The sequence below is a fragment of the Brachybacterium sp. AG952 genome, from assembly GCF_004362645.1.
In the GTDB taxonomy this organism is placed as follows: domain Bacteria; phylum Actinomycetota; class Actinomycetes; order Actinomycetales; family Dermabacteraceae; genus Brachybacterium; species Brachybacterium conglomeratum.
Genome location: NZ_SNXV01000003.1, coordinates 121,842 through 145,074 on the forward strand (window position 1 = coordinate 121,842; position 23,233 = coordinate 145,074).

General features: G+C 72.9%; 22 protein-coding genes and 1 tRNA gene. 18 read left to right on the top strand and 5 right to left on the bottom strand.

All coding sequences use genetic code 11. The features are described from left to right. Window positions 1-96: 96 nt before the first annotated feature. The 3 genes from sucB to DEU31_RS08845 all read right to left on the bottom strand — a co-directional run bounded on the left by sucB (window position 97) and on the right by DEU31_RS08845 (window position 4,958). A complete protein-coding gene (gene sucB, locus DEU31_RS08835; RefSeq protein ID WP_133676860.1) occupies window positions 97-1,902 on the bottom strand; it encodes a 2-oxoglutarate dehydrogenase, E2 component, dihydrolipoamide succinyltransferase in 1,806 nt (601 codons plus the stop codon). 23 nt (window positions 1,903-1,925) lie between these two features. Beyond that, window positions 1,926-3,329 carry a dihydrolipoyl dehydrogenase gene (lpdA, locus tag DEU31_RS08840; RefSeq protein ID WP_133676861.1) on the bottom strand — a complete coding sequence of 468 codons (1,404 nt, stop codon included), beginning with the start codon at window positions 3,327-3,329 and terminating at the stop codon, window positions 1,926-1,928. 147 nt (window positions 3,330-3,476) lie between these two features. After that, window positions 3,477-4,958, bottom strand: a complete 1,482-nt coding sequence (locus DEU31_RS08845) for a leucyl aminopeptidase (RefSeq protein ID WP_133676862.1) — start codon at window positions 4,956-4,958, stop codon at window positions 3,477-3,479. A gap of 81 nt (window positions 4,959-5,039) precedes the next feature. On the opposite strand from DEU31_RS08845, the gene DEU31_RS08850 reads away from it, so the two are divergent. The 16 genes from DEU31_RS08850 to DEU31_RS08925 all read left to right on the top strand — a co-directional run bounded on the left by DEU31_RS08850 (window position 5,040) and on the right by DEU31_RS08925 (window position 20,707). Next, entirely contained in the window at window positions 5,040-5,405 is a 366-nt protein-coding gene (locus DEU31_RS08850; protein WP_010551618.1) for a hypothetical protein, read from the top strand. After that, window positions 5,402-5,863 carry a membrane protein gene (locus DEU31_RS08855; RefSeq protein ID WP_010551617.1) on the top strand — a complete coding sequence of 154 codons (462 nt, stop codon included), beginning with the start codon at window positions 5,402-5,404 and terminating at the stop codon, window positions 5,861-5,863. Before DEU31_RS08850 ends, DEU31_RS08855 begins: the two co-directional genes overlap by 4 nt. A 92-nt stretch (window positions 5,864-5,955) precedes the next feature. After that, window positions 5,956-7,062, top strand: coding sequence for a quinone-dependent dihydroorotate dehydrogenase (locus DEU31_RS08860; protein WP_166649449.1), 1,107 nt, complete (start codon window positions 5,956-5,958; stop codon window positions 7,060-7,062). 69 nt (window positions 7,063-7,131) lie between these two features. Beyond that, complete coding sequence (locus DEU31_RS08865; RefSeq protein ID WP_133676864.1) at window positions 7,132-8,520, top strand: replication-associated recombination protein A; 1,389 nt, start codon at window positions 7,132-7,134, stop codon at window positions 8,518-8,520. Window positions 8,521-8,652: 132 nt separating this feature from the next. Further along, the gene (gene rpsD, locus DEU31_RS08870; RefSeq protein ID WP_010551614.1) at window positions 8,653-9,279 is read left to right on the top strand and encodes a 30S ribosomal protein S4; all 627 of its coding nucleotides are present in this window, start codon (window positions 8,653-8,655) and stop codon (window positions 9,277-9,279) included. A gap of 154 nt (window positions 9,280-9,433) precedes the next feature. Beyond that, a complete protein-coding gene (gene alaS, locus DEU31_RS08875) occupies window positions 9,434-12,142 on the top strand; it encodes an alanine--tRNA ligase (RefSeq protein ID WP_133676865.1) in 2,709 nt (902 codons plus the stop codon). Next, a complete protein-coding gene (ruvX, locus tag DEU31_RS08880) occupies window positions 12,139-12,678 on the top strand; it encodes a Holliday junction resolvase RuvX (protein WP_053915729.1) in 540 nt (179 codons plus the stop codon). The genes alaS and ruvX overlap by 4 nt, the downstream gene beginning before the upstream one ends. Continuing rightward, complete coding sequence (gene mltG / locus DEU31_RS08885) at window positions 12,678-13,865, top strand: endolytic transglycosylase MltG (protein ID WP_133676866.1); 1,188 nt, start codon at window positions 12,678-12,680, stop codon at window positions 13,863-13,865. Before ruvX ends, mltG begins: the two co-directional genes overlap by 1 nt. After that, on the top strand, window positions 13,844-14,740 hold the full coding sequence (locus DEU31_RS08890) for a shikimate dehydrogenase (protein ID WP_133676867.1): 897 nt from the start codon (window positions 13,844-13,846) through the stop codon (window positions 14,738-14,740). Before mltG ends, DEU31_RS08890 begins: the two co-directional genes overlap by 22 nt. Before the next feature lie 105 nt (window positions 14,741-14,845). After that, window positions 14,846-15,274, top strand: coding sequence for a hypothetical protein (locus DEU31_RS08895; protein WP_133676868.1), 429 nt, complete (start codon window positions 14,846-14,848; stop codon window positions 15,272-15,274). 92 nt (window positions 15,275-15,366) lie between these two features. Next, window positions 15,367-15,455, top strand: a tRNA-Leu gene (locus tag DEU31_RS08900). Between the two features lie 226 nt (window positions 15,456-15,681). Beyond that, window positions 15,682-17,067 (top strand): GntP family permease, encoded by a 1,386-nt coding sequence (locus DEU31_RS08905; RefSeq protein ID WP_029360785.1) that lies wholly within the window; start codon window positions 15,682-15,684, stop codon window positions 17,065-17,067. Between the two features lie 80 nt (window positions 17,068-17,147). Further along, window positions 17,148-18,533, top strand: a complete 1,386-nt coding sequence (locus DEU31_RS08910) for an MFS transporter (RefSeq protein ID WP_243733788.1) — start codon at window positions 17,148-17,150, stop codon at window positions 18,531-18,533. Then, a complete protein-coding gene (locus DEU31_RS08915; protein ID WP_133676870.1) occupies window positions 18,530-19,354 on the top strand; it encodes a ChbG/HpnK family deacetylase in 825 nt (274 codons plus the stop codon). Before DEU31_RS08910 ends, DEU31_RS08915 begins: the two co-directional genes overlap by 4 nt. A 34-nt stretch (window positions 19,355-19,388) precedes the next feature. After that, window positions 19,389-19,856, top strand: coding sequence for a tRNA (cytidine(34)-2'-O)-methyltransferase (locus DEU31_RS08920; RefSeq protein WP_133676871.1), 468 nt, complete (start codon window positions 19,389-19,391; stop codon window positions 19,854-19,856). After that, window positions 19,853-20,707: an RNA methyltransferase gene (locus DEU31_RS08925; protein ID WP_133676872.1), complete on the top strand. Its 855-nt coding sequence runs from the start codon at window positions 19,853-19,855 to the stop codon at window positions 20,705-20,707. Before DEU31_RS08920 ends, DEU31_RS08925 begins: the two co-directional genes overlap by 4 nt. Before the next feature lie 50 nt (window positions 20,708-20,757). On the opposite strand, the gene DEU31_RS08930 is transcribed toward DEU31_RS08925, so the two are convergent. Together DEU31_RS08930 and DEU31_RS08935 are read right to left on the bottom strand one after the other, a co-directional pair. Continuing rightward, complete coding sequence (locus DEU31_RS08930; RefSeq protein ID WP_133676873.1) at window positions 20,758-21,261, bottom strand: hypothetical protein; 504 nt, start codon at window positions 21,259-21,261, stop codon at window positions 20,758-20,760. Between the two features lie 85 nt (window positions 21,262-21,346). Next, the gene (locus DEU31_RS08935) at window positions 21,347-21,625 is read right to left on the bottom strand and encodes a DUF5703 family protein (RefSeq protein ID WP_010551602.1); all 279 of its coding nucleotides are present in this window, start codon (window positions 21,623-21,625) and stop codon (window positions 21,347-21,349) included. Window positions 21,626-21,790: 165 nt separating this feature from the next. Between DEU31_RS08935 and DEU31_RS08940 the strand changes: the two genes are divergently transcribed. Together DEU31_RS08940 and DEU31_RS08945 are read left to right on the top strand one after the other, a co-directional pair. Continuing rightward, window positions 21,791-22,111: a hypothetical protein gene (locus DEU31_RS08940; RefSeq protein WP_010551601.1), complete on the top strand. Its 321-nt coding sequence runs from the start codon at window positions 21,791-21,793 to the stop codon at window positions 22,109-22,111. 220 nt (window positions 22,112-22,331) lie between these two features. Continuing rightward, a complete protein-coding gene (locus tag DEU31_RS08945) occupies window positions 22,332-23,204 on the top strand; it encodes an undecaprenyl-diphosphate phosphatase (protein WP_133676874.1) in 873 nt (290 codons plus the stop codon). Window positions 23,205-23,233: the final 29 nt, after the last annotated feature.

Below are 23,233 nucleotides of genomic sequence, written 5' to 3' on the forward strand. Positions count from 1 at the left end.
ACGCCCGAGGAGGGCCGGGACGAGGCAGGGCCCCGACACCGTGACGGTGCCGGGGCCCTGCCGATGCTCAGCCGATGGCTGCGCGCGGGGACGGGATCAGAGGCCGAGCTCGCCCTCGAACGCACCCTCCTCGAGCCGCTTCTTCATGTAGGTGAGGAAGCGGGCGGCGTCGCCGCCGTCGACCATGCGGTGGTCGTAGGAGAGGAACAGGTACATCATCGAGCGGATCGCGATGGTGTCGTCGCCCTCGGCGTTCTGCACCACGGCGGGACGCTTCGTGATGGTGCCGGTGCCGAGGATGCCGACCTGCGGGGCGGGCACGATCGGGGTGTCCCAGAGGGCACCGCCCGAACCGGTGTTCGTGATCGTGAACGTCGCGCCGGAGAGGTCGTCGGGGACGAGCTTGTTGCTCTTCGCCCGGCCGCCGAGGTCGCCGATCTGCCGGGCGAGGCCCGCGAGGTTCAGGTCGCCCGCGTTCTTGATGACCGGGACCACGAGACCGCGCTCGGTGTCCGCCGCCATGCCGATGTTCTCCGAGCCGTGGTAGACGATCTTGTCGTCGTCGATGGTGGAGTTCAGCTGCGGGTAGGTCTTCAGACCCTCGATCGCGGCCATCATGAGGAACGGCAGGAAGGTGAGCTTGGCGCCCTCACGGGCGGCGAACTCGTCCTTCGCCCTCGCGCGCAGCTTCGCGATGCGGGTCACGTCGACCTCGACCGCGGTGGTCAGCTGCGCCATGCCGTGCAGGGACTCCATCATCCGCTGGCCGATGACCTTGCGGATGCGGGGCATCTTCTCCTCGGTGCCGCGCTTCGAGGAGACCTCGACCTTCGGCGTCGCGGGAGCGGCGGCCGCGGCGGCAGGCGCGGCAGCGGCGGCAGGTGCGGCCTGGGCCTTCTGCGCGTCGATCGCCTGCTGCACGTCCTGCTTGCGGATCCGACCGCCGAGGCCGGAGCCCTTGACGCTCGAGAGGTCCACGCCGGCCTCGGCCGCCATCTTCCGCACCAGCGGGGTGACGTAGCCGGAGGACTCCGCGCCGGAGATCGCATCGGCGGCCTGCGGGGCGGGAGCGGCGGGCGCCGCGGGCGCCTCCTGCTTCGGGGCCTCGGCCTTCGGCGCCTCCTGCTTCGGAGCCTGCTCCTTCGGGGCCTCTGCGGGCTTCTCCTCGGCCTTCTTCTCCTCGGGTGCGCGAGCGGCGGGCTCCTCGGCCTTCGGGGCCGCGGCGGCGCCGGAGCCGACGATCGCCAGCACGGAGCCGACCTCGGCGTCCTCGTCCTCCTGGACGCGGATCTCGAGCACGGTGCCCGCGACGGGGGAGGGGATCTCGGTGTCGACCTTGTCGGTCGAGACCTCGAGCAGCGGCTCGTCGACCTCGACGGTCTCGCCGACGGCCTTGAGCCAGCGGGTGACGGTGCCCTCGGTGACGGACTCGCCGAGCGCCGGCATCGTCACCTCCTCGCCCTCGGCCGCGCCGCCGGAGGCGCCGGAACCGGCATCGCCGGAGGCGTCCGCGGGCTTCTCGGACTCCCCGGCAGGGGTCTCCTCGTCGGTCGAGGGGGCGACGGTCTCGTCGGAGGCGAGGTCCTCGCCCTGCTCCTCGGCGGGAGCCTGCTCGGCCTGGGCCTCGGCACCGGAGTCGTCGGAGCCGGAGCCCTCGGCGCCGGAGCCGTCGCCGATGACGACGAGATCGGCGCCGACCTCGGCGTCCTCGTCCTCCTCGACCAGGATCTTCTCGATGGTCCCCGCGACAGGGGAGGGGATCTCGGTGTCGACCTTGTCGGTCGAGACCTCGAGCAGCGGCTCGTCGACCTCGACGGTGTCGCCGACGGCCTTGAGCCAGCGGGTGACGGTGCCCTCGGTGACGGACTCGCCGAGTGCCGGCATCTTCACGGTTTCAGACATGGGGTTCTCTCCTCTGGGAAGACTCAGGCGTGGGCGTGCAGCGGCTTGCCGGCGAGGGCGAGAGCCGCCTCGCCCATGGCCTCGTGCTGCGAGGGGTGGCCGTGGATGAGGGAGGCGACGTCCTCGGGGTAGGCCTCCCAGTTGACGATGAGCAGAGCCTCGCCCATCAGCTCCGAGGTGCGCGAGCCGATCATGTGGACGCCGATGATCGGGCCGTCCTTCTCGCGCACCAGCTTGATGAAGCCGGTGGTGCCGAGGATCTGGGACTTGCCGTTGCCGCCGAGGTTGTACTCGTAGGCCTCGACCCCGTCCTCGCCCAGCTGCTCCTTGGCCTGCTTCTCGGTGACGCCGACGGACCCGACCTCGGGCTCGCAGTAGGTGATGCGCTCGATGCCGGACTCGACGATCGGAGCGGGATTCAGGCCCGCGATCCGCTCGGCGACGAAGATGCCCTGGGCGAAGCCGCGGTGGGCGAGCTGCAGGCCGGGGACGATGTCGCCGACGGCGTAGACGCCGGGGACGTTCGTCTCGAGGGTCTCCTTGTTCGCGAGCACGAAGCCGCGATCCATCTCGATGCCCTGCTCCTCGTAGCCCATGCCGGAGGTGTTCGGGCCGCGGCCCACGGCAACCAGGAGGTAGTCGCCCTCGAAGACCTTGCCGTCGGCGAGGGTGACCTTGACGCCGGTCTCGGTCTGCTCGGCCTTCTCGGTGAAGACGCCGAGGGAGAAGGCGATGCCGCGCTTCTTGTAGGCCCGCTCGAGGGCCTTGGAGATCGCCTCGTCCTCGTTGGCGACCAGGTGGGGCAGACCCTCCACGATCGTCACGGACTCCGCGCCGAGCGACTTCCACACCGAGGCGAACTCGACGCCGATCACGCCGCCGCCGAGGATGATCGGGTTCTTCGGCAGCTCGGGCAGCTGCAGCGCCGTCTCGGAGTCGAGGAAGCGGCCGCCGAGGTCGATGCCCGGGAGGGTCTTCGAGTAGGAGCCGGAGGCGAGGATGACGTTCTTGCCGGTCAGGGTACGGGTGCCGGACTCGGTCTCGACCGTGACGGTGTTCGGGCCGGTGAGCTTGCCGAAGCCCGCGACGTAGTCGATCTTGCGGGACTTCACCAGGCCCTGGAGACCCTTGTACAGGCGGCCGATGATCTTGTCCTTGAAGCCGAGCACCTTCGCGGCGTCGACGCCGTTGAGGGTGAGGTCCACACCGGCCGCGGCGGCCTCGGACGGTGCGTCGGCGAGCTCCCCGACGTGGAGCAGGGCCTTCGTCGGGACGCAGCCGCGGTGCAGGCAGGTGCCGCCGAGCTTGTCCTTCTCCACGAGGGCGATCTTCTGGCCGAGCTGGGCTCCGCGCAGCGCGGCCGCATAGCCGCCGCTGCCACCGCCCAGGATCACGACGTCGAACTGGTCAGTGGTTGTGTCCGCCACCTGTGTGCTCCTCGGTGTCTTGGGTGTTCCGCAGCGCACTCGGACCCGGATGGCCGACGGCGCCGCCTGCGTGCCCCATGCTAGGGCACCGGGCGGCGCCGGGCGGACCTGTTGCGCGCAACGGTCAGGGTGTCGATGCGGCGAGCATCACGCCCCCGCGGCCCCGGCGTGGTCCTCGAGGACCTGCAGGACGGTCCGGACGCTCATCCCGGTGGCCCCCTTGCCCATGTAGCCCAGCGGTGCGCTCGCGAAGGCGGGGCCGGCGATGTCCAGGTGCGCCCACTCGGTCGACCCCACGAACTCCTTGAGGAAGATGCCCGCGGAGAGCGCCCCGCCGGGACGCTCTCCGATGTTGCGCAGGTCCGCGACGCGGCCGGTGAGGTCGGCGCGCAGCTCCTGCGGGAAGGGCAGCGGCCAGAAGGGCTCGCCGGAGCGCTCGGCGGCCGCGACCACGGCCGACCGGCCGGTCTCCGTGCCCATCACGCCGCCGGTGCGCTTGCCGAGCGCGACCACGGCCGCGCCGGTGAGGGTCGCGACGTCCATCACCAGGTCCGGCTCCGCGGCGACCGCGTCGACGAGCGCGTCGGCCATGACCATGCGGCCCTCGGCGTCGGTGTTCAGCACCTCGACGGTGGTGCCGTCGCGCATGGTGACCACGTCGCCGGGGCGCTGGGCGCCGCCGCCGGGCATGTTCTCGGCGAGGGCGAGGAAGCTGGTGACCTTCACGTCCAGCCCGAGGCGGGCCGCGGCGACGGTCGCGCCGAGCACGGTCGCCGCGCCTGCCATGTCCGAGGTCATGTCCTCCATGCCGGCCGCCGGCTTCAGGGAGATGCCGCCGGTGTCGAAGGTGATGCCCTTGCCCACCAGCGAGACGGAGCGGCTCGCCCCGGCGGGCGCGTACTCGAGGCGGACCAGGCGCGGCGGACGCGTCGAGCCCTGGCCGACGCCGACGATGCCGCCGTAGCCGCCCTCGGCGAGGGCGGCCTCGTCCAGCACGGTCACCGTGATCGGGAGGTCGGCGACGAGCTCCTCCGCGCGGCGGGCGAACTCCGCCGGGGGCAGCAGGTTCGGCGGGGTGTTCACGAGATCGCGCACGAGGTCGACGGAGCCGGAGAGCACACGGGCCCGCTCGAGCGCGGGCTCGAGGGCCTCGGTCCCGGCCTCGCCGGCGAGCAGGACGATCTCGGCCAGGGCGCCCTTGGGGGCCTTCTCACCGGTGCCGGACTTGTGGGCGGTGAAGGCGTAGGCGCCGAGCGCGGCGCCCTCGAGGGCGGCGGCGCGCTGCCCGTCGGAGGCGGTGGGCAGGGCGAGCGCGGCGCGGCCGACGCCGGTCAGCGAGCGGGTCGCGGCGCCGACGGCGAGGCGGAGGTCCTCGGCGGACACGGCGGAGAGATCCTCCTCGCCCACGCCGACGAGGAGCAGGGTGGTCGCGGCGGCGAGGCCCGTGGAGGGCAGACGGTGCAGGTCCCCGCGCGCGGCGGAGGGGGCGAGGCCCGCGACGGCCTCGGAGATCTCGGGGGATCCCGGGACGGAGGCGGGGGCATCGCCCGCGCCGGCGACCAGGGGGAGCACGAGGACGTCGGCGGCGACGTCGACGAAGGGTTCAGCGGTCAGTTCCAGAATCGGCATGGGCCTATCGTAGGTCTCGGCCCCGACCGACCGTCCGCGGCCGTGGAGGAGGACCGACCGCACGATGAGGGAGCCGCACCGATGAGCCTGCTGAGCATCGTGGTCGCCGTGCTGGGCGGTCTGACCGCCGCGCTCGCGATCTACTACGCCGCCAAGGATCTCAGCGCCGACCTCGTGCTGCTGGGCGCCGCGGCGCTGACCGCGATCGGCTGGATCGTGCTCGGCATCACCCTCGGCGTGCGCGATGCGACCTCCGCAGGCCCGCCGCCCGAGCGGGTGACGCTCTACGGGTACGTGCTGACCGGGCTGATGCTCGTCGTCGGCGGGGGCTGGCTCGGCGCCTTCGAGCGCACGCGCTGGGGGAGTGTGGTGATCGCCGTGACCTGCGCGGTGACCCTCGTGCTCCTGATGCGCATCCACCAGATCTGGCCCGGAGGCTTCGCATGACCGCACCGCGCACCGACGACCGCCCTGCGGGCCGCGACGGACGCGGTACCGCGGCGGGCAGGAGCCGCGGCGGGCGCGGCTTCGAGATCGTCCTGGTCGCCGTCTACGGCATCTTCGCCCTCTCGGCGACCGCGCGCAGCCTGGTGCAGGTGCTCCGGGACTTCGACCGCGCACCGGTGGCCTACTCCCTCTCGCTGCTCGCGGCGGCGACCTACATCGCCGTGACCGTCGCCCTCGTGCGCGGCGGACGGCGCTCGAGGGTCGCCCGGGTGCTCGTCGTGATCGAGCTGATCGGCGTGCTCGCCGTCGGCACCCTGACCGTGCTCGACCCCGTGCTGTTCCCCGAGGCGACCGTGTGGAGCGTGTACGGCCAGGGCTACGGCTACGTGCCGCTCGCGCTGCCCGTGCTCGCGCTGGTCTACATGCTCCTCGGGGCCCGGAAGCGCCCCGAGGCCTGACCATCGGGCCCCTGCGGCCCGGCCGGAGCACCCCTGCGGCGCGTCCGGAAGAGCCCTAGGACCCGGGGAGCGGGGCCCGGACCGCGTACCGTATGCCCGTGACCACCGACACCGCCGCCCGTCGCGGGCCCTACGACGTCCTGTTCCGTCACGTGCTCGCCCGTCTCGACCCTGAGCAGGCGCACCTGCTGACCCTGCGGGCGCTGTCGCTCGCGCACGCGGTCCCCGGCGCGCCGCGGCTCCTGCGCCGCGCGACGGGCACGCCGGACCCGATGCGGCCCGCGGGCACCGGTCGTCGCGTGCTCGGCGCGGAGCACTCCTCCCCGCTCGGACTCGCGGCGGGTCTCGACAAGGACGGGGAGCTCCCGCTCGCGTTCCTCGACCTCGGCTTCGGCCACGTCGAGGTCGGCACCGTCACCGCGAAGGCGCAGCCCGGCAACCCGCGCCCGCGCTCCTTCCGTCTGGTGGGGGACCGCTCTCTGATCAACCGCATGGGATTCAACAACCACGGCGCCCAGGCCCTCGCCCACCGCCTCGCCGCGGCCCGACGCACCGAGCGCGGCCAGCGCGCGGTGATCGGCGTGAACATCGGCAAGTCGAAGATCACGGCGCTCGAGGACGCGGCCGAGGACTACCGCTTCTCCGCCGGTCTGCTCGCGCCCTACGCCTCCTATCTCGCCATCAACGTCTCCAGCCCCAACACCCCGGGGCTGCGCGACCTGCAGAGTGTCGAGATGCTCCGCCCGATCCTCGAGGCCGTCGTCGACGAGAGCCGCAGCGCCGCCCGTCGCCTGCGCCGCGAGGTGCCGGTGCTCGTGAAGATCGCCCCCGACCTCCACGACGCCGACGTCACAGCGGTGGCCCGCCTCGCCGCCGAGGTGGGGCTCGCCGGCGTCATCGCGACCAACACCACCATCTCCCGGCCCGAGGAGCTGCGCGCCGAGCGCGCCGAGATCGCGCGGATCGGCGCCGGCGGGCTCTCCGGCCCGCTGCTGGCCCGCCGCTCCCTCGAGATCCTCCGACTGCTCCGCGCCGAGCTGGGGGAGGAGGCCGTGGTCATCAGCTGCGGCGGCGTGACCACCGCCGAGGACGTCCGCGAGCGCCTCGCCGCCGGCGCCGACCTCGTCCAGGGCTACACCGCCTTCATCTACGAGGGCCCGTCCTGGCCCGGCCGGATCGCGCGCGCCCTGCGCCGCTGACCCCTGCCGTCACGGGAGTCACCGCGGGCGAGGCCCTCCCCGCCCGGGCGCCGGGCCTACCCTGGAGGGATGGACGAGGACCTCTTCTCGCTGGGTGGTGATGCGCCCGCGCCGCGCACACTGTCGGACCGCAACGTCGACCACCGCGCCCCGCTCGCGGTGCGGATGCGCCCCCGCACCCTCGAGGAGATCGTCGGCCAGCACGCGGCGCTGGAGCCCGGCAGCCCCCTGCGCCGCCTGGTCTCCACCGACGACTCCCGCACCGCGCCGAGCTCCGTGATCCTGTGGGGACCGCCCGGCACCGGCAAGACCACCCTCGCCTATGTCGTCGCGCAGTCCGGCGACCGCGAGTTCGTCGAGGTCTCCGCCGTGCTCGCCGGGGTCAAGGACATCCGCGACGTGGTGGACCAGGCCCGCTCCCGGCTGCGCACCGTCGGCCGCGAGACCGTCCTCTTCGTGGACGAGGTCCACCGCTTCTCGAAGTCGCAGCAGGACGCGCTGCTGCCGAGCGTCGAGAACCGCTGGGTCACCCTCGTCGCCGCGACCACCGAGAACCCCTACTTCTCGGTGATCTCCCCGCTGCTGTCGCGCTCGATCGTGCTCACCCTCGAGCCGCTCGCCCGGGAGGACCTCGACACCCTCGTGGACCGCGCGCTCACCGACGAGCGAGGGCTCGGCGGCGCCGTCACCCTCACGGGCGACGCCCGCGAGGCGCTGCTGCGGCTCGGCGGCGGGGACGCCCGCAAGATCCTCACCTCCCTCGAGGCGGCCGCCGCCGCGGCCCTGATGAAGGAGTCCAAGCAGATCGACGCGGCCACCCTCTCCCAGGCCGTGAACCGGGCCGCGCTGCGCTACGACCGCGGCGGCGACCAGCACTACGACGTCACCAGCGCCTTCATCAAGTCCATGCGCGGCAGCGACGTCGACGCCTCCCTCCACTACCTCGCCCGCATGATCGAGGCGGGGGAGGACCCCCGCTTCATCGCCCGACGCGTCGTGATCGCCGCGAGCGAGGAGGTGGGCATGGCCGACCCCGCCGCGCTGCAGGTCGCGGTCTCGGCGATGCAGGCCGTGCAGATGCTCGGCATGCCCGAGGGGCGCATCCCGCTCGCCCAGGCCGTCGTCCACATCGCCACCGCCCCGAAGTCCAACGCCTCCTACAAGGCGCTGGACGCCGCGATCGCGGACGTCCGCGCCGGGAAGGGCCAGGGCGTCCCCGCCCACCTGCGCGATGCCCACTACTCGGGAGCGAAGAAGCTCGGACACGGGGTCGAGTACCAGTACGCCCACGACGCCCCGCACGCCGTGGTCGCCCAGCAGTACGCGCCCGACGACCTCGTCGGCACCCGCTACTACCACCCCAAGAGCCACGGGCACGAGGAGGTCACGAGCCGCCGGGTCGAGGCGCTGCGCCGCATCCTGGACCAGGCTCCGCCCCCGCCCGGCGCGGGCGCGTGAGGCACTCCACAGGAAGCCCGGTGTGACCAGCCCCGTCGGACATGGACCCGGACGGGGGCGTGCGGTAGAGTCGGTCGCTGAATCCGCGGCTGCAAGACTGGATTCACCACACGCGAACAAGAGGTATACCTCGTGACCAACGTCACCCGTGCGCGCCGCCAGGCGCGTCTGTCCCGAGCCCTCGGGCTCCCGCTCACCCCGAAGTCGGTCAAGTACTTCGAGAAGCGCCCGTACCCCCCGGGCGAGCACGGCCGCGCCCGTCGCCGCACCGAGTCCGACTACGCGGTCCGCCTCAAGGAGAAGCAGCGTCTGCGCGCGCAGTACGCCCTCCGCGAGAAGCAGATGCACCGCGCCTACCTGGACGCCAAGAAGCAACCGGGCCTGACCGGCGAGTCGATGGTCGAGCTGCTGGAGATGCGCCTGGACGCGCTCGTCCTGCGCGCCGGCTTCGCCCGCACCATCCTCCAGGCCCGCCAGGCCGTCGTGCACCGCCACATCCTGGTCGACGGCCAGCTGGTGGACCGCCCCTCCTTCCGCGTGGCGCCCGGCCAGACCATCCAGGTCAAGCCGAAGTCGCAGGCCATGGAGCCCTTCCAGATCGCCGCCGAGGGCGGGAACTCCGACGTGCTCGCCTCGGTCCCCTCCTACCTCTCCGTCGAGCTGCCCGAGCTGAAGGCCCAGCTCGTCTCGCGCCCCAAGCGCGCCGAGGTCCCCGTCACGGTCGACGTCCAGATGGTCGTCGAGTACTACGCGCGCTGACCTCTCCTCTCCGCGGCGCGACAGGCCCCGGCGGGTGTACTCCGGTACCCTGACCGGGGCCTTCGTGTCCGCAGTGCCGGCCGCACCACGGCCGTCCGCCCCACAGCATCCCGCCGCGCCGCCGACGCGGCTCCAGGAAGGACATCCCGCACCCATGCGCACCTCCGAGATCCACCGGCGGTTCCTCGCCCACTTCGAGAAGAAGGCGCACGAGGTCGTGCCCAGCACCTCGCTGGTCTCGAACGACCCCTCGATCCTCTTCACGATCGCCGGCATGGTCCCGTTCATCCCGTACATCGTCGGCACCGAGAAGGCGCCCTACGACCGTGCGGTGAGCGTGCAGAAGTGCATCCGCACCAACGACATCGAGAACGTCGGGCGCACCACCCGACACGGCACGTTCTTCCAGATGGCCGGGAACTTCTCCTTCGGCGACTACTTCAAGACCGGTGCGATCGACTTCTCCTGGGAGCTGCTGACCTCCTCCGTCGACGACGGCGGCTTCGGCCTCGAGCCCGAGCGGCTCTGGATCACCCTGTGGGAGCAGGACCAGGAGTCCTATGACCACCTCGTGCAGGTCGTCGGCCTGGACCCCGCGCGGATCGTGCAGCTGCCCTGGGAGGAGAGCTGCTGGGACACCGGCCAGCCCGGCCCCGCCGGCTCCACCGGGGAGTGGTACTACGACCGCGGCCCGGAGTACGGCCCCGACGCCCCCACCGGCCGCCTTCCCCTGTGGCCCGGCGACGAGCGCGCCGAGGACCGCTATCTCGAGATCTGGAACCTCGTCTTCGACCAGTTCCTGCGCGGCCCGGGCAAGGGCAAGGACTACGAGCTGCTCGGCGAGCTCGACCAGAAGGCGATCGACACCGGCCTCGGGGTCGAGCGTCTCGCCTACCTGCTGCAGGGCAAGCAGAACATGTACGAGATCGACCAGATCTTCCCCGTCATCGAGAAGGCGCAGGAGCTCTCCGGCCGCCGCTACGGCGCGGACGCGGAGGACGATGTCCACCTGCGCATCATCGGCGACCACGTGCGCAGCGCGCTGATGCTCGTCGGCGACGGCGTGCGCCCCGGCAACGAGGGCCGCGGCTACGTGCTGCGCCGCCTGATCCGTCGCGCCGTGCGCTCCCTGCGCCTGCTGGGCTACGCCGAGCCGTCGATGCCGCACCTGCTGCCGATCTCCAAGGACCTCATGGCCGAGTCCTACCCGGAGCTCGAGGCGGACTTCCCGCGGATCGCCGAGATCGTCTACGCGGAGGAGGAGACCTTCCGGCGCACGCTCGAGACCGGCACCGCGATCTTCGACCAGGTCGCAAGGAGCGCCGCGGCCGACGGCGGGCGCGTGCTGCCCGGCGACGAGGCGTTCAAGCTCCACGACACCTACGGCTTCCCGATCGACCTGACCATGGAGATGGCCGCCGAGGTCGGGCTCCAGGTCGACGAGGACGCCTTCCGCTCCGCGATGCAGGAGCAGCGCGAGCGCGCCCGCGCCGACGCCGCCGCGAAGAAGACCGGCCACACCGACACCGGGCTGTACAACCGCCTGCTCTCCGAGCGCGGCGGCGAGGTCCCGTTCCTCGGCTACACCGAGGACACCGTCGCCACCACCGTCGAGTCCGTGCTCGTCGACGGCGCGCTCGTCGACTCCGTCCGGGCGCCCGCGCAGGTCGAGGTCGTGCTCGCCTCGACCCCGTTCTACGCCGAGTCCGGCGGCCAGCTCGCCGACCAGGGCAGCATCGCCCTGACCGGCGGCGGCCTGGTCGAGGTCGACGACGTGCAGAAGCCGGTGAAGGGCCTGATCGTCCACCGCGGGCGCCTTGTCGAGGGCGAGCTCGCCCCCGGCGTCTCCGCCATCGCGTCGATCGACCGCGACCGACGCGGGGCGATCGCCCGCGCCCACACCGCCACACACATGGTCCACGAGTCCCTGCGCGAGGAGCTCGGCCACGGCGCGACCCAGGCCGGCTCCGAGAACTCGCCCGGCCGGATGCGCTTCGACTTCCGCTACGGCCAGGCCGTGCCGAAGTCCGTGCTCGAGCAGATCGAGGGACGCGTCAACACCCTCCTGCAGGAGGAGCTCTCCGTCACCGATCAGCAGATGCCGATCGACGAGGCGAGGGCGCTCGGCGCCCAGGCGCTGTTCGGCGAGAAGTACGGCGACATCGTGCGCGTCGTCTCCATCGGCGGGGACTGGTCCCGCGAGCTCTGCGGCGGCACCCACGTCGCGAGCACCGGCGCGATCGGCACCGTCCAGCTGATGGGCGAGGCCTCGATCGGCTCGGGCGTGCGCCGCGTCGACGCGCTCGTCGGCCTGTCCGCCTACCGTCACCAGGCCAAGTCCCACGCCCTGGTCTCCCAGCTCTCCGAGATGCTGAAGGTCGGCTCCGCCGAGGAGCTGCCCGAGCGCGTCCGCTCCCTCACCCAGCGGATGAAGGACATGGAGAAGCAGCTCGCGACGCTCCGCGGCCAGCAGCTGCAGGCCGAGGCGGGCCGCCTGGTCGAGACCGCCCAGGACGTCTCCGGCGTGCGCGTGCTGCTGCACGACGCAGGGGAGGGGGTCGCCGCCGGCGACCTGCGCACCCTCGCCACCGACCTGCGCGCCCGCCTCGGCGAGGACGCGCCCGTCGTCGTCGCCGTGGCCGGGCACGAGGGCGGTCGCGCCGCCCTCGTGATCGCCACCAGCGCCGGCGCCCGCGACCTCGGCCTCGCGGCCGGGACCCTGCTGCGCACCGGCGCGGAGGCCATGGGCGGCCGCGGCGGCGGCAAGCCCGACCTCGCCCAGGGCGGCGGAGGCGAGCCGGCCCGCATCGCCGAGGCGCTCGGCGCGGTGCGCGGCGCGATCGAGGAGACGCGGACCGCATGAGTGGCCCGGTCGACGCCGAGGCGCCGACGGGCCTCCCGCGCGGGGTGAGGCTCGGCGTGGACGTCGGAGACGTCCGCGTCGGGCTCGCCCGCAGCGATCTCGACGGGCTCATCGCCACACCGGTCGAGACCCTCGAGCGCGACACGGCGGCGCGCCGGGTCGTCCAGGAGGCTCTCGAGCTCGACGCCCATGTCATCATGGTCGGGCTCCCGAGGTCCCTGGACGGGACCGAGGGCGCAGCCGCGACGAAGGCGCGTGTGTTCGCCGCGGAGCTCGTGACGCTGCTGGTCGCGGCCTCACGGCAGACCGAGGTCCGTCTGATCGACGAGCGACTGACCACCGTGTCCGCGCACAGGGCGCTGCACAGCTCCGGCCGCAAGGGGCGTCGCCATCGCCAGGTCGTGGACCAGGTCGCCGCCGTGATGATCCTCCAGCAGGCCCTGGACCTCGAGAGGTCCACCGGGCGGCGCGGCGGCGAGCTCGTCGAGGAGCCGCCGGGCGCGACCTCGCAGGACCCGACCGAGGAGGACAGCTGATGAAGGACGAGCACCACTCCTTCGACGACCTCGCCGAGGCGCAGAACTCCGAGGACGGCGGGTCGGGCGCTCCTCGTCCCCGCCGCGGCGGGCACCGCGGCGAGCCGCGCCGCCGACGCGGCGGATTCTTCCGCTCGCTGCTGCCCGTGCTGCTCGTCCTCGCCGTGGTCGGCGCCCTCGCCGTCGGCGGATTCCAGGGGTACCGGTGGGTCACCGCGAACGTCAGCGTCGAGGACGAGGCCCCCGAGTTCGAGGGGCCCGGCAGCGGGGAGGTGCTCGTCGAGGTCGGCGAGGGAGACACCGGCACGGACATCGCCGCGACCCTCGTCGAGGAGGGCGTCATCAAGTCCTCCGCGCCGTTCGTCACGCTGTTCTCCTCCACCCAGGACGCCTCGAAGATCGAGCCGGGCGTGTACCGGCTGAAGCAGGAGATGACCTCCGCCGATGCGCTGACCATGCTGATGGACCCGGAGAACCTCGCCGGGCACCGCGTGATCGTCCCCGAGGGGCTGCGCCTCACCCAGATCTGGGCCCTGCTCTCCGAGGAGACCGGCATCCCGGTGGAGGAGTTCGAGGCCGCCGCGAAGGACTACACCTCCTACGGCATCCCGAAGAACAAGGCAGGCACCCTCGAGGGCTACCTCTGGCCCGGCCGATACGACATCCTCGAGGAGCACACCGCCGAGGACGTGATCGAGATGATGTGGGGCCGGATGGAGGAGCAGCTCACCGAGCGCGAGATCCCCAAGGACCAGTGGCACACCACCCTGACCTACGCCTCCCTCGCGGAGATGGAGGTGCGCAACCCGGAGGACTACGGGAAGGTCGTGCGCACCATCCACAACCGCCTCGAGGGCACCGGCGAGGCGAAGGGCTCGCCGATGAAGCTCCAGTTCGACTCGACCGTGCACTACGTGACGGGGAAGTCCGCGAGCGTCGGCACCACCGATGCGGAGCGCGCCACCGACAGCCCGTACAACACCTACCTCAAGGACGGCCTGCCGCCCGGCCCGATCGCCGCGCCCGGCGCCCAGGCGCTCGACGCGGCCGCGGACCCGCCCGAGGGGGACTGGCTCTACTTCGTGGCCGTCAACACCGACACGGGCGAGACCAAGTTCGCCTCCACCTGGGCCGAGCACGAGGAGAACGTCAAGGAGTGGCAGGCATGGGCGGCGTCGAAGGGATGACCTCCGCGGCCCCGCTGCGCCGCTTCGCGGTGATCGGGTCTCCCGTCGGCCATTCGCTCTCCCCGGTGCTGCACGGCGCCGCATACCGGGCGCTCGGCGTGGACGACGCCCGCTACGAGCGCTTCGAGGTCGGGGCGGGGGAGCTGCCCGCCTTCCTCGCCGACGGGCCCGGGCGCGAGCTCGAGGGCCTCTCGGTCACCATGCCCGGCAAGCCCGAGGCCTTCGCCCTCGCCGCCGAGCACGACGAGGTCTCCCGGCGGCTCGGCGTGGCCAACACCCTGCTGCGCCGCCCCGGCGGCACCTGGCGGGCCGAGAACCACGACGTGCACGGGATCGCCGCGACCCTGCGCGACCACGGTGCCCGGTCCGTGGCCACCGGCGGCGTGCTGGGCTCCGGGGCGACCGCGCTCAGCGCGCTCGCGGCGCTGCTCGACCTCGGCGCCACCACCGTCCTGCTCACCGCCCGCAGCGCCGAGAAGCTCGCGCCGCTGCACCGCTTCGCCGAGGAGGCCGGCGCCGAGGCGGTCGAGATCCCCTGGTCCTCGCACCACGAGGTGCTCCGGGCCGACGCGGTCGTCAGCGCCCTCGCGGCCGAGGGCGCCGGTGCCGTCGCCGCCGCCTGGGAGGCCCGCGGCGACGCCGGGATCACGCCGCCGCGGGTGCTGCTCGACGTGCTCTACGACCCGTGGCCCGCCCCCGTCGCCGCCGTCGTGCAGCAGGCCGGGGGAGAGGTCGCCGACGGCCTCGAGATGCTCGCCCACCAGGCCGACATGCAGGTGCGCTCGATGTTGCACGTCCCCGCCGCCCCGGTCGCGACGATGCTCGTCGCCGCCCGGGACGAGCTCGCACGGCGCCGGGGGAGCGCCGGGCGCTGAACGCCCTCCGGGCCGCTCTTGCCCGCTCAGGTAAAGACGGAGTAAAGTGACGTGCGTCGCAGGGGCCTGTCCGGGCCCCGGGACGAGCGGGAGGGGACGGGCGGCATGGAGCTGGCGAAGGACGGCCTGAACGGCGGCACGACGGCGCAGGGCGCCGAGGGGGCGGAGGCCGCACGGCAGGTGATCCCCTCCCCGGATGCCGTGACCGCGACATCGATTCCCGCTGAGCTCTCGACGGCCGCGCTGCGCCGCTGCACCGCCCTTGCCGCCCGCGCCCGCGCCGATCTGCTCACGCGCGGCCGGCAGGAGGCCGCCGCCCAGCTCGCCGCGCTCCTCGAGGAGATGGGGCGCTGGGAGGCGTCGCAACTCGTCGACCCCGATCCGACCATGGTCGTGCTCGCCGCCGCTGCGCTCCAGGACCTCGCCGATCGCCTGCCGGTCCCGGCGCCGGCCGGCCTCGAGGTGCGGATCGAGCTCGTCCTGGCCGTCCTGCACGCCGTGATGGATCGGGGCCGGGTGGCCGCCACAGCGTGATTGTCTTCACGTTCACCCTGGCAGAGGCGCTTTCTGGTGCGGAGCGAAGTCCGGACCGTGCTACTGTTCTCAAGTCAGCACGACGATCACCTGTCCGGGTGGCGGAATTGGTAGACGCGCTAGCTTGAGGTGCTAGTGCCCGCTTTAGGGCGTGGGGGTTCAAGTCCCCCCTCGGACACCACAGGGAAGGCCCCGGTTCACTCGATGAGCCGGGGCCTTCCGCATGTCCGGGGCCCTGCGTCCCGGGGGACGACCGGTCCCGGGCAGCGAGGCGACCTGTCTGACAGGATGAGCTGTCGGCGGCTGCCCCGTCCGGCGTCGGCGCCGGCCCGCAGCCCGACCGCGTTCCCAGGACCCCGCGCCGTGCGGCGTCCCTCCGTCCCTTCCCCAAGGAGATCCCCATGGAGATCGAAGGCTGGTCCCAGACGCTCGGGGCCGCGCCGCTGCTCGCGATCGCGGCCGGCGCCATCGCGCTCATCCTCGTCCTCGTCATCCGGTTCAAGCTCCACGCCTTCCTCACGCTGGTCCTGGTCAGCCTGCTGACGGCGTTCGCGACCGGCATCCCCTCCGGTTCGGTCGTGGATGTGATGCTGGACGGCTTCGGCGGCACCCTCGCCAGCGTCGCCCTGCTCGTCGGCCTCGGCGCGATGCTCGGCAAGCTCATCGAGCACTCCGGCGGCGCGACCGTGCTGGCGGAGACGATGATCCGCATGTTCGGCGAGAAGCGGGCACCGCTCGCCCTCGGCGTCGCCTCCCTGCTCATGGGCTTCCCCATGTTCTTCGACGCCGGGCTCGTGGTCATGCTCCCGATCGTCTTCGCGGTCGCCGCACGGCTCGGCGGCCCCGTGCTGCTCTACGCCATGCCCTCGGCCGTCGCCTTCTCCGCCATGCACGTCTTCGTCCCGCCGCACCCCGGACCCGTCACCGCGACGGAGCTGTACGGCGCGAACCTCGGCATCGTGCTCCTGATCGGCCTGGTCTGCGTGATCCCCACCTTCTACCTCACCGGCGTGCTGTGGGGCCGCGTGACCGCCAGGAAGTTCCCCTTCACCCTCGAGACCATGGGCGGGATCTTCGGCGGCGGCGACGGCGAGCCGGTCGTGAACCCGCCGAAGGTCGGCACCGTCATCGCGGTGCTGCTGCTCCCGATGGCGCTGATCTTCCTCAACACCGGCCTCGACTTCCTGCGCGCCGCCGGTGTGGTGGACGAGAACGCCGTCTGGTACGGCGTGCTCACCACCCTCGGCTCCTCCGCGGTCGCGCTGCTGATCTCCGTGCTCGTCGCCCTCGTGGTGCTCGGCTCCCGCCGCGGCGAGAACGGCTCCGCGCTCGAGAAGATCGTGGACTCCTCCCTCGGCCCGATCTGCTCCGTCGTGCTGATCACCGGCGCGGGCGGCATGTTCGGCGGGGTGCTGCGCTCCTCGGGCATCGGCGACGCGCTCTCCGGCGTGCTCAGCGACCTGGGCCTTCCGCTGATCCTCGCGGCCTACGTGATCGCCGTGGTGATGCGCGTGGCGCAGGGCTCGGCGACCGTCGCCCTGGTCACCGCCGCCGGCCTGATGGCGCCGGCGGTGGAGGCGGCCGGCTACTCGGCCGGACAGATCGCCGCGATCACCGTCGCGACCGCCGCGGGCTCCGTCTTCGCCTCGCACGTGAACGACTCCGGCTTCTGGCTCGTCGGCCGGCTGCTGAACATGGACGTGGCCACGACGCTGCGCACCTGGACCGTGCAGCAGACCCTCGAGTCCGTGATCGGGTTCGTCATGGCCGGAGCCCTGTTCCTGATCCTCTGAGCAGGAGGCGGGCCGGGGCGCGGGGGAGCGGGCGCCGGTCTAGAGTGGGGCAGCATCGCCCCGAGGTCGAGGAGGCCGCCGTGGCCGCAGCGTCGTCGAACGTCCCGCTCCCCGCGCCCGCCCCGGTGCGCACCCCCGCCTGGCGCTACGCGCTGGGGATGTTCGGCACCTCGATCCCGATCAATCTGATCCGCGGCTCGATCGTGCTGCTGTATGTCGACATCCTCGGCATGGACGTGCGCGCCTACGCGGCCGTGATGGCGGTCTACGCCGTGATCGACGCGATCGACAACCCGGTCCTCGGCCACCTCTCGGACCGCACCCGCACCCGGCTCGGCAGACGCCGCCCCTGGCTCCTGCTCGGCGCGCCCCTGCTCGCCGCCTCGATGATCGCCCTGTTCAGCCCGCCGGGCTCCCTGGACGGGCCGGGGCTGGTGGCCTGGTTCGCGCTCTTCGCGATCCTGTCGGAGCTCTTCGACTCGATGCTGAACGCCAACTACGGCGCCCTGCTGCCCGAGCTGTTCCCCGAGGAGCGGAGCCGCGCGCTGGCGAACGTGCTGCGCCAGGGGTTCCAGCTCGTGGCGATGGTCATCTCGCTCGCACTCACCCCGGTCCTGACCACCTCGCTGCTCGGCTCCGAGGAGGAGGTGGGCGGCTTCTCCCGCACCGCGGCGCTGTACGCCGTGATCGCCGTGGCCGCGATCGTGGTGATGGCGCTCGGCGCGCACGAGGTGCCGGCTCGCCGGCAGGAGGAGCGGCCGCGTCTGCTGCCCTCCCTCGTCCAGATCCTCCGCACCCCGCTGCTGTGGAAGGTGGCGCTGCCCAGCCTCTGCTACGGCAGCGCGGTCGCGATCGTGCTCTCCGGTGTGCAGCTGTACGTCCGCCACACCCTCGGCCTGCCCGTCGCGACCGCCTTCCTCGTCCAGGGCGTGGTGCTGCTGACCTGCGCGGCAGCGCTGTTCGCCTGGCTCGCGGCAGTGCGCAGGCTCGGTGCGCTGCGCACCTGGCGCCTCGCCTTCTGGGCCCTGACCGGCTCCTTCGCCCTGCTGTACCTCGCCCGCGATCTCACCACCGCGCTGCTGGCCGGAGCGGTGCTCGGGATCGGCTGGGCCGGGCTGCTCGCCACCAACGACCTCGTCGTCGCCCGCGTCGTGGACCGGGACGCGGCGGTGCACGGCCTGCACCGCGAGGGCCTGTTCCTCTCGGTGACCGGTGCCCTCGGACGCCTCAGCGGCGCGGTGAGCGGCCTCGCCCTCGCCTCTCTGGGCACCTTCTTCGGGTATCACTCCGGGAACAGCCCCGGCACTGACCCGGGCCAGGCCTTCCGCGTCTATCTCTGCGTCTATCCCTTCCTGCTCTGCGCCCTCGGCGCCCTCTCGGCGCACCTGGTCAGAGTCCCCTCGCCGGAGCGGAGCGCCGCCGAGGCGTCCGCGCACGTCGCCGTGCGGACCGGGCGGCGTGCATGAGGGCCGAGGAGCACGAGCGGCGCCTGGTCGTCACCGCCGACGACCTCGGACGCGACCCCGCCGGCACCGCGGTGATCATCGCCCTCGGACAGGAGGGGCTGATCAGCGCGGCGACGCTGCTCACCGTGACCGAGGAGTCGCCGCGCGCCGCGGCACGGCTGCGCGATGCGGGCCTCACGCCCCGTCTGCACCTGGCCCTCATGGGCGAGGCGGACCTGCCCCCGTGGCGGCCGCTGTCCGACGGGGCGAGCCTGCGGGAGCGGGGCGGCGCGATGACCACGGACCCGCGACGCCTCGCCCGGGAGCTCGACCTCGACGAGGCGGTCGAGGAGTTCGACGCCCAGCTCGCCTGGATGCGGGGGCGGGGCCTGGAGCCCGGCGCGGCGGACTTCCACACCACGGCGCTGTACGGCCTGCGGGAGGGCGCGCTGCTGGAGGCGACGCTGCGCTGGTGCGCCCGGCACGGACTCGGCTTCCGCCTGCCGCGGAGCATGGACCCCTTCCCGGGCACGGACGCCCTCCCCGTCGCGGCCCGCGGGGTCCACTCCGCCGCCGTGCACCTCGCCGACGCCCTCGGCGTGCCCCTGCCCGCCGCGCTGCTCTCCCACCACGGCACCGCGCCCTCCGTCGACGCGCTGCGCACGTCGCTCACGAGCGGGCTCGCACTGCTCCCGCCGGGGACCTCCGAGCTCGTCATGCATCCCTCCGCAGCGGGCGCCGGGGTCCCTGCGGTGAGGGAGCGGGAGACGCAGCTGCTGCGCGACGGGCAGTGGTGGGAGGCGCTGCGCGACGCCGGGATCCGGCAGGCGGCGCACTGGTGAGGGGACGGGGACGGTGCGTGGGAGAATCCTCCCCATGGTCCACGTCTTCCTCCACGAGCCGGCGATCGCCGGGAACACCGGCAACGCGATCCGTCTCGCGGCCGTCACCGGCGCCCGCCTCCACCTCATCGAGCCGCTCGGCTTCGACCTCGAGGACGCGAAGCTGCGCCGAGCAGGACTGGACTACCACGACCTCGCCGAGGTGAGCATCCACCCAGATCTCGAGACCGCCCTCGCCGCGGTGCCCGACGCGCGGGTCTTCGCCTTCACCGCGCGCACCGAGACCGCCTTCGGACAGGTTCAGTACCGGCGGGAGGACGTGCTGCTCTTCGGCACCGAGCCGACCGGGCTTCCGGAGGAGGCCATGGCCCATCCGCGCATCACCTCCCGGGTGCGGATCCCGATGCTCCCGGCCCGCCGCTCCCTGAACCTCGCCAACTCGGTCTCGATCGCCGTCTACGAGGCCTGGCGCCAGCTCGGCTACGACGGGGCCGGGGCATGAGCCCTCGCGACCCCCGCCGCGCCCCGCACCGCACCGCGCGCCGCATCGAGCGCCGCAACGCGCAGTTCCAGCAGTGGCAGGCCCTGCTGACCAACCGCACCAAGCGCAGCCGGGCCGGGGAGATGCTGGTCCAGGGTGTCCGCCCGATCACCCAGGCGATCGACCACGGCCACGAGATCCGCGCGCTGCTGACCGACTCGAGGGAGAACCCCTCCCGCTGGGCGCGCGAGCTGCTCGAGTCCTCGCCGGCGCCCGTGGTCCACCTCGCCCCCGAGCTGATGGCCGAGCTGGGGGAGAAGGAGGACGGGGCCCCCGAGCTGCTGGCCGTCGCCGCGATGCCCGAGGACGATCTCTCCCGCCTCGAGGCCGGGCCGCGCTCGACCGTGGTCGTCTTCGACCGGCCGACGGGGCCGGGGAACATCGGTTCCCTCGCCCGCTCCGTCGACGCGCTCGGCGGCGCGGGGCTCGTGGTCACCGGCCACGCCGCCGATCCCTGGGATCCCGCCGCGATCCGGGCGAGCACCGGCTCGGTCTTCGCCGTGCCCGTCCTGCGCGTGCCCTCGCACCGCGAGGTGCTCGAGTGGGTGGAGGGTCGTCGGGCCGCGGGGGAGCCGTGGACGGTGCTGGGGCTGGACGAGGCAGGCGGTCACGAGGTCGCGGACGTCGACCTGACCGGTCCGACGCTGCTGGTCGTCGGCAACGAGACCGTGGGGATGAGCGCCGGGTGGCGGGAGGCCTGCGACGCGATCGCGGAGATCCCGATGAGCGGCAGCGCCTCGTCGCTGAACGCCTCCGTGGCCGGGTCCCTCGCCCTCTACGAGGTCGCCCGGCAGCGCCGGCGCGGCCGCTGAGCCCGGGCCCGCCCGCGACCGTCCAGGCGCTGCCGTCCGGGTGCTGCCGCTCAGGCGGTGCCGAGCGCCGCGGCGACCAGGGGAGCGCCCAGCAGCCCCAGGAACGGGACGGCCAGCAGCACCGGTCCGACGGCGAAGCGCGCCCCCGCACGGCGGGTCGCGAGCAGGACAATGCCGCCCAGCACCCCCGCCAGGAGCATCCCTGCCAGCAGCCCCGCCAGGAGCACCTCCCCGCCGAGCGCCGCCGACATCAGCACCACCACCGGCACCGTCTTCGCATCCCCCATCCCCAGCAGCGACGGGGCGAGGAGCCCCAGGAGGATCGCCCCGGCCCCGAGCACCAGGGCGAGGACCGACGCCGCGGACAGGGCGGGACGCAGCGCGGGGACCAGCAGCGCGAGAACGGCGAGGGCGAGGCCGACCCCGCCGGTGAGCCCGGCGACCCAGCGGTTCGGGAGACGGTGCGAGGTGCCGTCGTGCCAGGCGAGCACCGCCGCCGGCGGCAGGTAGACCACCAGCAGCACGGCGAGCAGGAGCGGGGAGGAGTCGGGCACGGGCCCATCCCACCAGATCCGCACGGTCCGCGCCCGGCCGGCGCGAGGGATGTGGACGACGGGCTGCCGCCGCCCGGAGACTGCCCTACAGCGTGGACTGCACTCGGATGATCCGCCGCCGCATCCAGACCTTCTTCCCGCCGCCCATGTACAGGCGGGTGCGCGCATGCTCCCAGCGCCCGTACTCCGCCTGCTCGGCGAGCTCGGCGCGGACCTGTCCGATCGAGCTGCCGCGGGGGACCGTGATGATCTGGTACTCGTAGTCCTCGAGCCGGCGCCCGCGCTCCACGGGCAGGTCGCGACGTCCACGGGGATCGCTCACGTGCTGGACCTCGGCGGTGAGCGGGGTGCGGGGTCGGATCAACAGTTCCTCCTGAGCGCGATGACCTGCGACGGGGCCGTCGCGGCGTGAGATGCGGCACGGTCGCTGCGGTACGGGGGGCCGCCTGCGCATCCCGGCCCGGGCTCACGGGGACGGCCCGCCGTTCTCCCCTGTCCATTGTGCCCTCGGACGATGTACGGTCCAACCATGAACACGGATCCTCGCTCCGCTCTCGCTGCGCTGATCGCCGCCCTCGAGCGTCACTACGAGGCGGCCGCCGCCTCCCGCGGTGACGACGACCCGGCCCTGGACGCCGCCACCGAGCAGCTCTCCACGGCCTTCGACACCTACGACGACGCCCTCTTCGACGCGTACGACATCGCCACCCCGCTGATCGTCTTCGACGGGGACGATGACGACGAGGACGATGAGGACGACGACTTCGACGATCTCGACGACTTCGAGGACGACGACGACTACGACGATGATGACGACGAGGACTACGAGGACGACGACGAGGACCGCTGAGGTCGCGCTCGGCTGAGGCTCCGGCCGGTCCGGGCGCACCGCCCGGCGGGCGGTCCCAGCTCGTCCGCCGGACCTCCACGCAGTCTTCACCTCATCAGCGCCGCGCGGCGCCGGGCATCGGCCCGGCGCCGCGTACGCTGTGCGGGGTCGATCGCGGCGCTGCCGCGACCGCGACGCCGTCCGCGGCGACCCCCGAGCGCGAGTCCATCGAGGAGAGTCCATGTCCTTCATCGAGGCGGTGATCCTGGGCCTGGTCCAGGGTCTGACCGAGTTCCTCCCGATCTCCTCCAGCGCGCACGTGCGCGTGGTCGGGGAGCTGATGAACCCGGGGGAGGACCCGGGCGCCGCGTTCACCGCGATCATCCAGCTGGGCACGGAGACGGCCATCCTGATCTACTTCTGGAATGACATCACCCGGATCATCGGGAAGTGGTTCCGGGCCCTGGCCGGCAAGGTCCCGCACTCGGATCCCGACGTGCGGATGGGCTGGCTGGTGATCCTCGGCTCGATCCCGATCGGCGTGCTCGGCCTCCTCTTCGAGAGTCAGATCGATCACAGCCTGCGCAATCTCTACATCACGGCGACGATGCTGATCGTCTTCGGCATCCTGCTGGGGTTCGCGGACCGCTTCGCTCCCCAGCGCAAGGAGCTGACCGAGCTCAGCGTGCGCGACGGCATCCTGTTCGGCCTCGCCCAGGCGCTCGCGCTCATCCCCGGAGTCTCCCGCTCCGGCGGCACCATCACCGCCGGTCTGCTGATGGGATACACCCGCAAGGCTGCGGCCCGCTACGCCTTCCTGCTCGCCGTGCCCGCGGTCTTCGCCTCCGGCCTCTACAAGGCCGCCAAGGAGGTCCCGGTGCTCTTCACGGCCGACGGGCGCGCCGCCGCCGCGGCGGCGGGGGAGCCCTCGCTGCTGGCGATCCTGGTCGCGACCGTGGTCGCCTTCGGCGTGGGCTTCGCGGTGATCGTGTGGTTCATGAAGATCATCGAGAACCACTCCTACATGATGTTCGTGGTCTACCGCGTGGTGGCGGGTCTGCTGCTCCTCGCACTGCTGTGGTTCGGGGCCGTGGACCCGCTGGGCGGTGCCTGATCCCACGTCGAGGGCGTCGACCGTATGAT

Excerpts from the sequence above, each read along its gene's own strand:
- sucB (WP_133676860.1), bottom strand. The coding sequence starts at position 1,902 with ATGTCTGAAACCGTGAAGATGCCGGCACTCGGCGAGTCCGTCACCGAG.
- DEU31_RS08845 (WP_133676862.1), bottom strand. The coding sequence starts at position 4,958 with ATGCCGATTCTGGAACTGACCGCTGAACCCTTCGTCGACGTCGCCGCC.
- DEU31_RS08850 (WP_010551618.1), top strand. The coding sequence starts at position 5,040 with ATGAGCCTGCTGAGCATCGTGGTCGCCGTGCTGGGCGGTCTGACCGCC.
- DEU31_RS08855 (WP_010551617.1), top strand. The coding sequence starts at position 5,402 with ATGACCGCACCGCGCACCGACGACCGCCCTGCGGGCCGCGACGGACGC.
- DEU31_RS08860 (WP_166649449.1), top strand. The coding sequence starts at position 5,956 with ATGCCCGTGACCACCGACACCGCCGCCCGTCGCGGGCCCTACGACGTC.
- DEU31_RS08865 (WP_133676864.1), top strand. The coding sequence starts at position 7,132 with ATGGACGAGGACCTCTTCTCGCTGGGTGGTGATGCGCCCGCGCCGCGC.
- alaS (WP_133676865.1), top strand. The coding sequence starts at position 9,434 with ATGCGCACCTCCGAGATCCACCGGCGGTTCCTCGCCCACTTCGAGAAG.
- ruvX (WP_053915729.1), top strand. The coding sequence starts at position 12,139 with ATGAGTGGCCCGGTCGACGCCGAGGCGCCGACGGGCCTCCCGCGCGGG.
- mltG (WP_133676866.1), top strand. The coding sequence starts at position 12,678 with ATGAAGGACGAGCACCACTCCTTCGACGACCTCGCCGAGGCGCAGAAC.
- DEU31_RS08890 (WP_133676867.1), top strand. The coding sequence starts at position 13,844 with ATGGGCGGCGTCGAAGGGATGACCTCCGCGGCCCCGCTGCGCCGCTTC.
- DEU31_RS08895 (WP_133676868.1), top strand. The coding sequence starts at position 14,846 with ATGGAGCTGGCGAAGGACGGCCTGAACGGCGGCACGACGGCGCAGGGC.
- DEU31_RS08915 (WP_133676870.1), top strand. The coding sequence starts at position 18,530 with ATGAGGGCCGAGGAGCACGAGCGGCGCCTGGTCGTCACCGCCGACGAC.
- DEU31_RS08920 (WP_133676871.1), top strand. The coding sequence starts at position 19,389 with ATGGTCCACGTCTTCCTCCACGAGCCGGCGATCGCCGGGAACACCGGC.
- DEU31_RS08925 (WP_133676872.1), top strand. The coding sequence starts at position 19,853 with ATGAGCCCTCGCGACCCCCGCCGCGCCCCGCACCGCACCGCGCGCCGC.
- DEU31_RS08940 (WP_010551601.1), top strand. The coding sequence starts at position 21,791 with ATGAACACGGATCCTCGCTCCGCTCTCGCTGCGCTGATCGCCGCCCTC.
- DEU31_RS08945 (WP_133676874.1), top strand. The coding sequence starts at position 22,332 with ATGTCCTTCATCGAGGCGGTGATCCTGGGCCTGGTCCAGGGTCTGACC.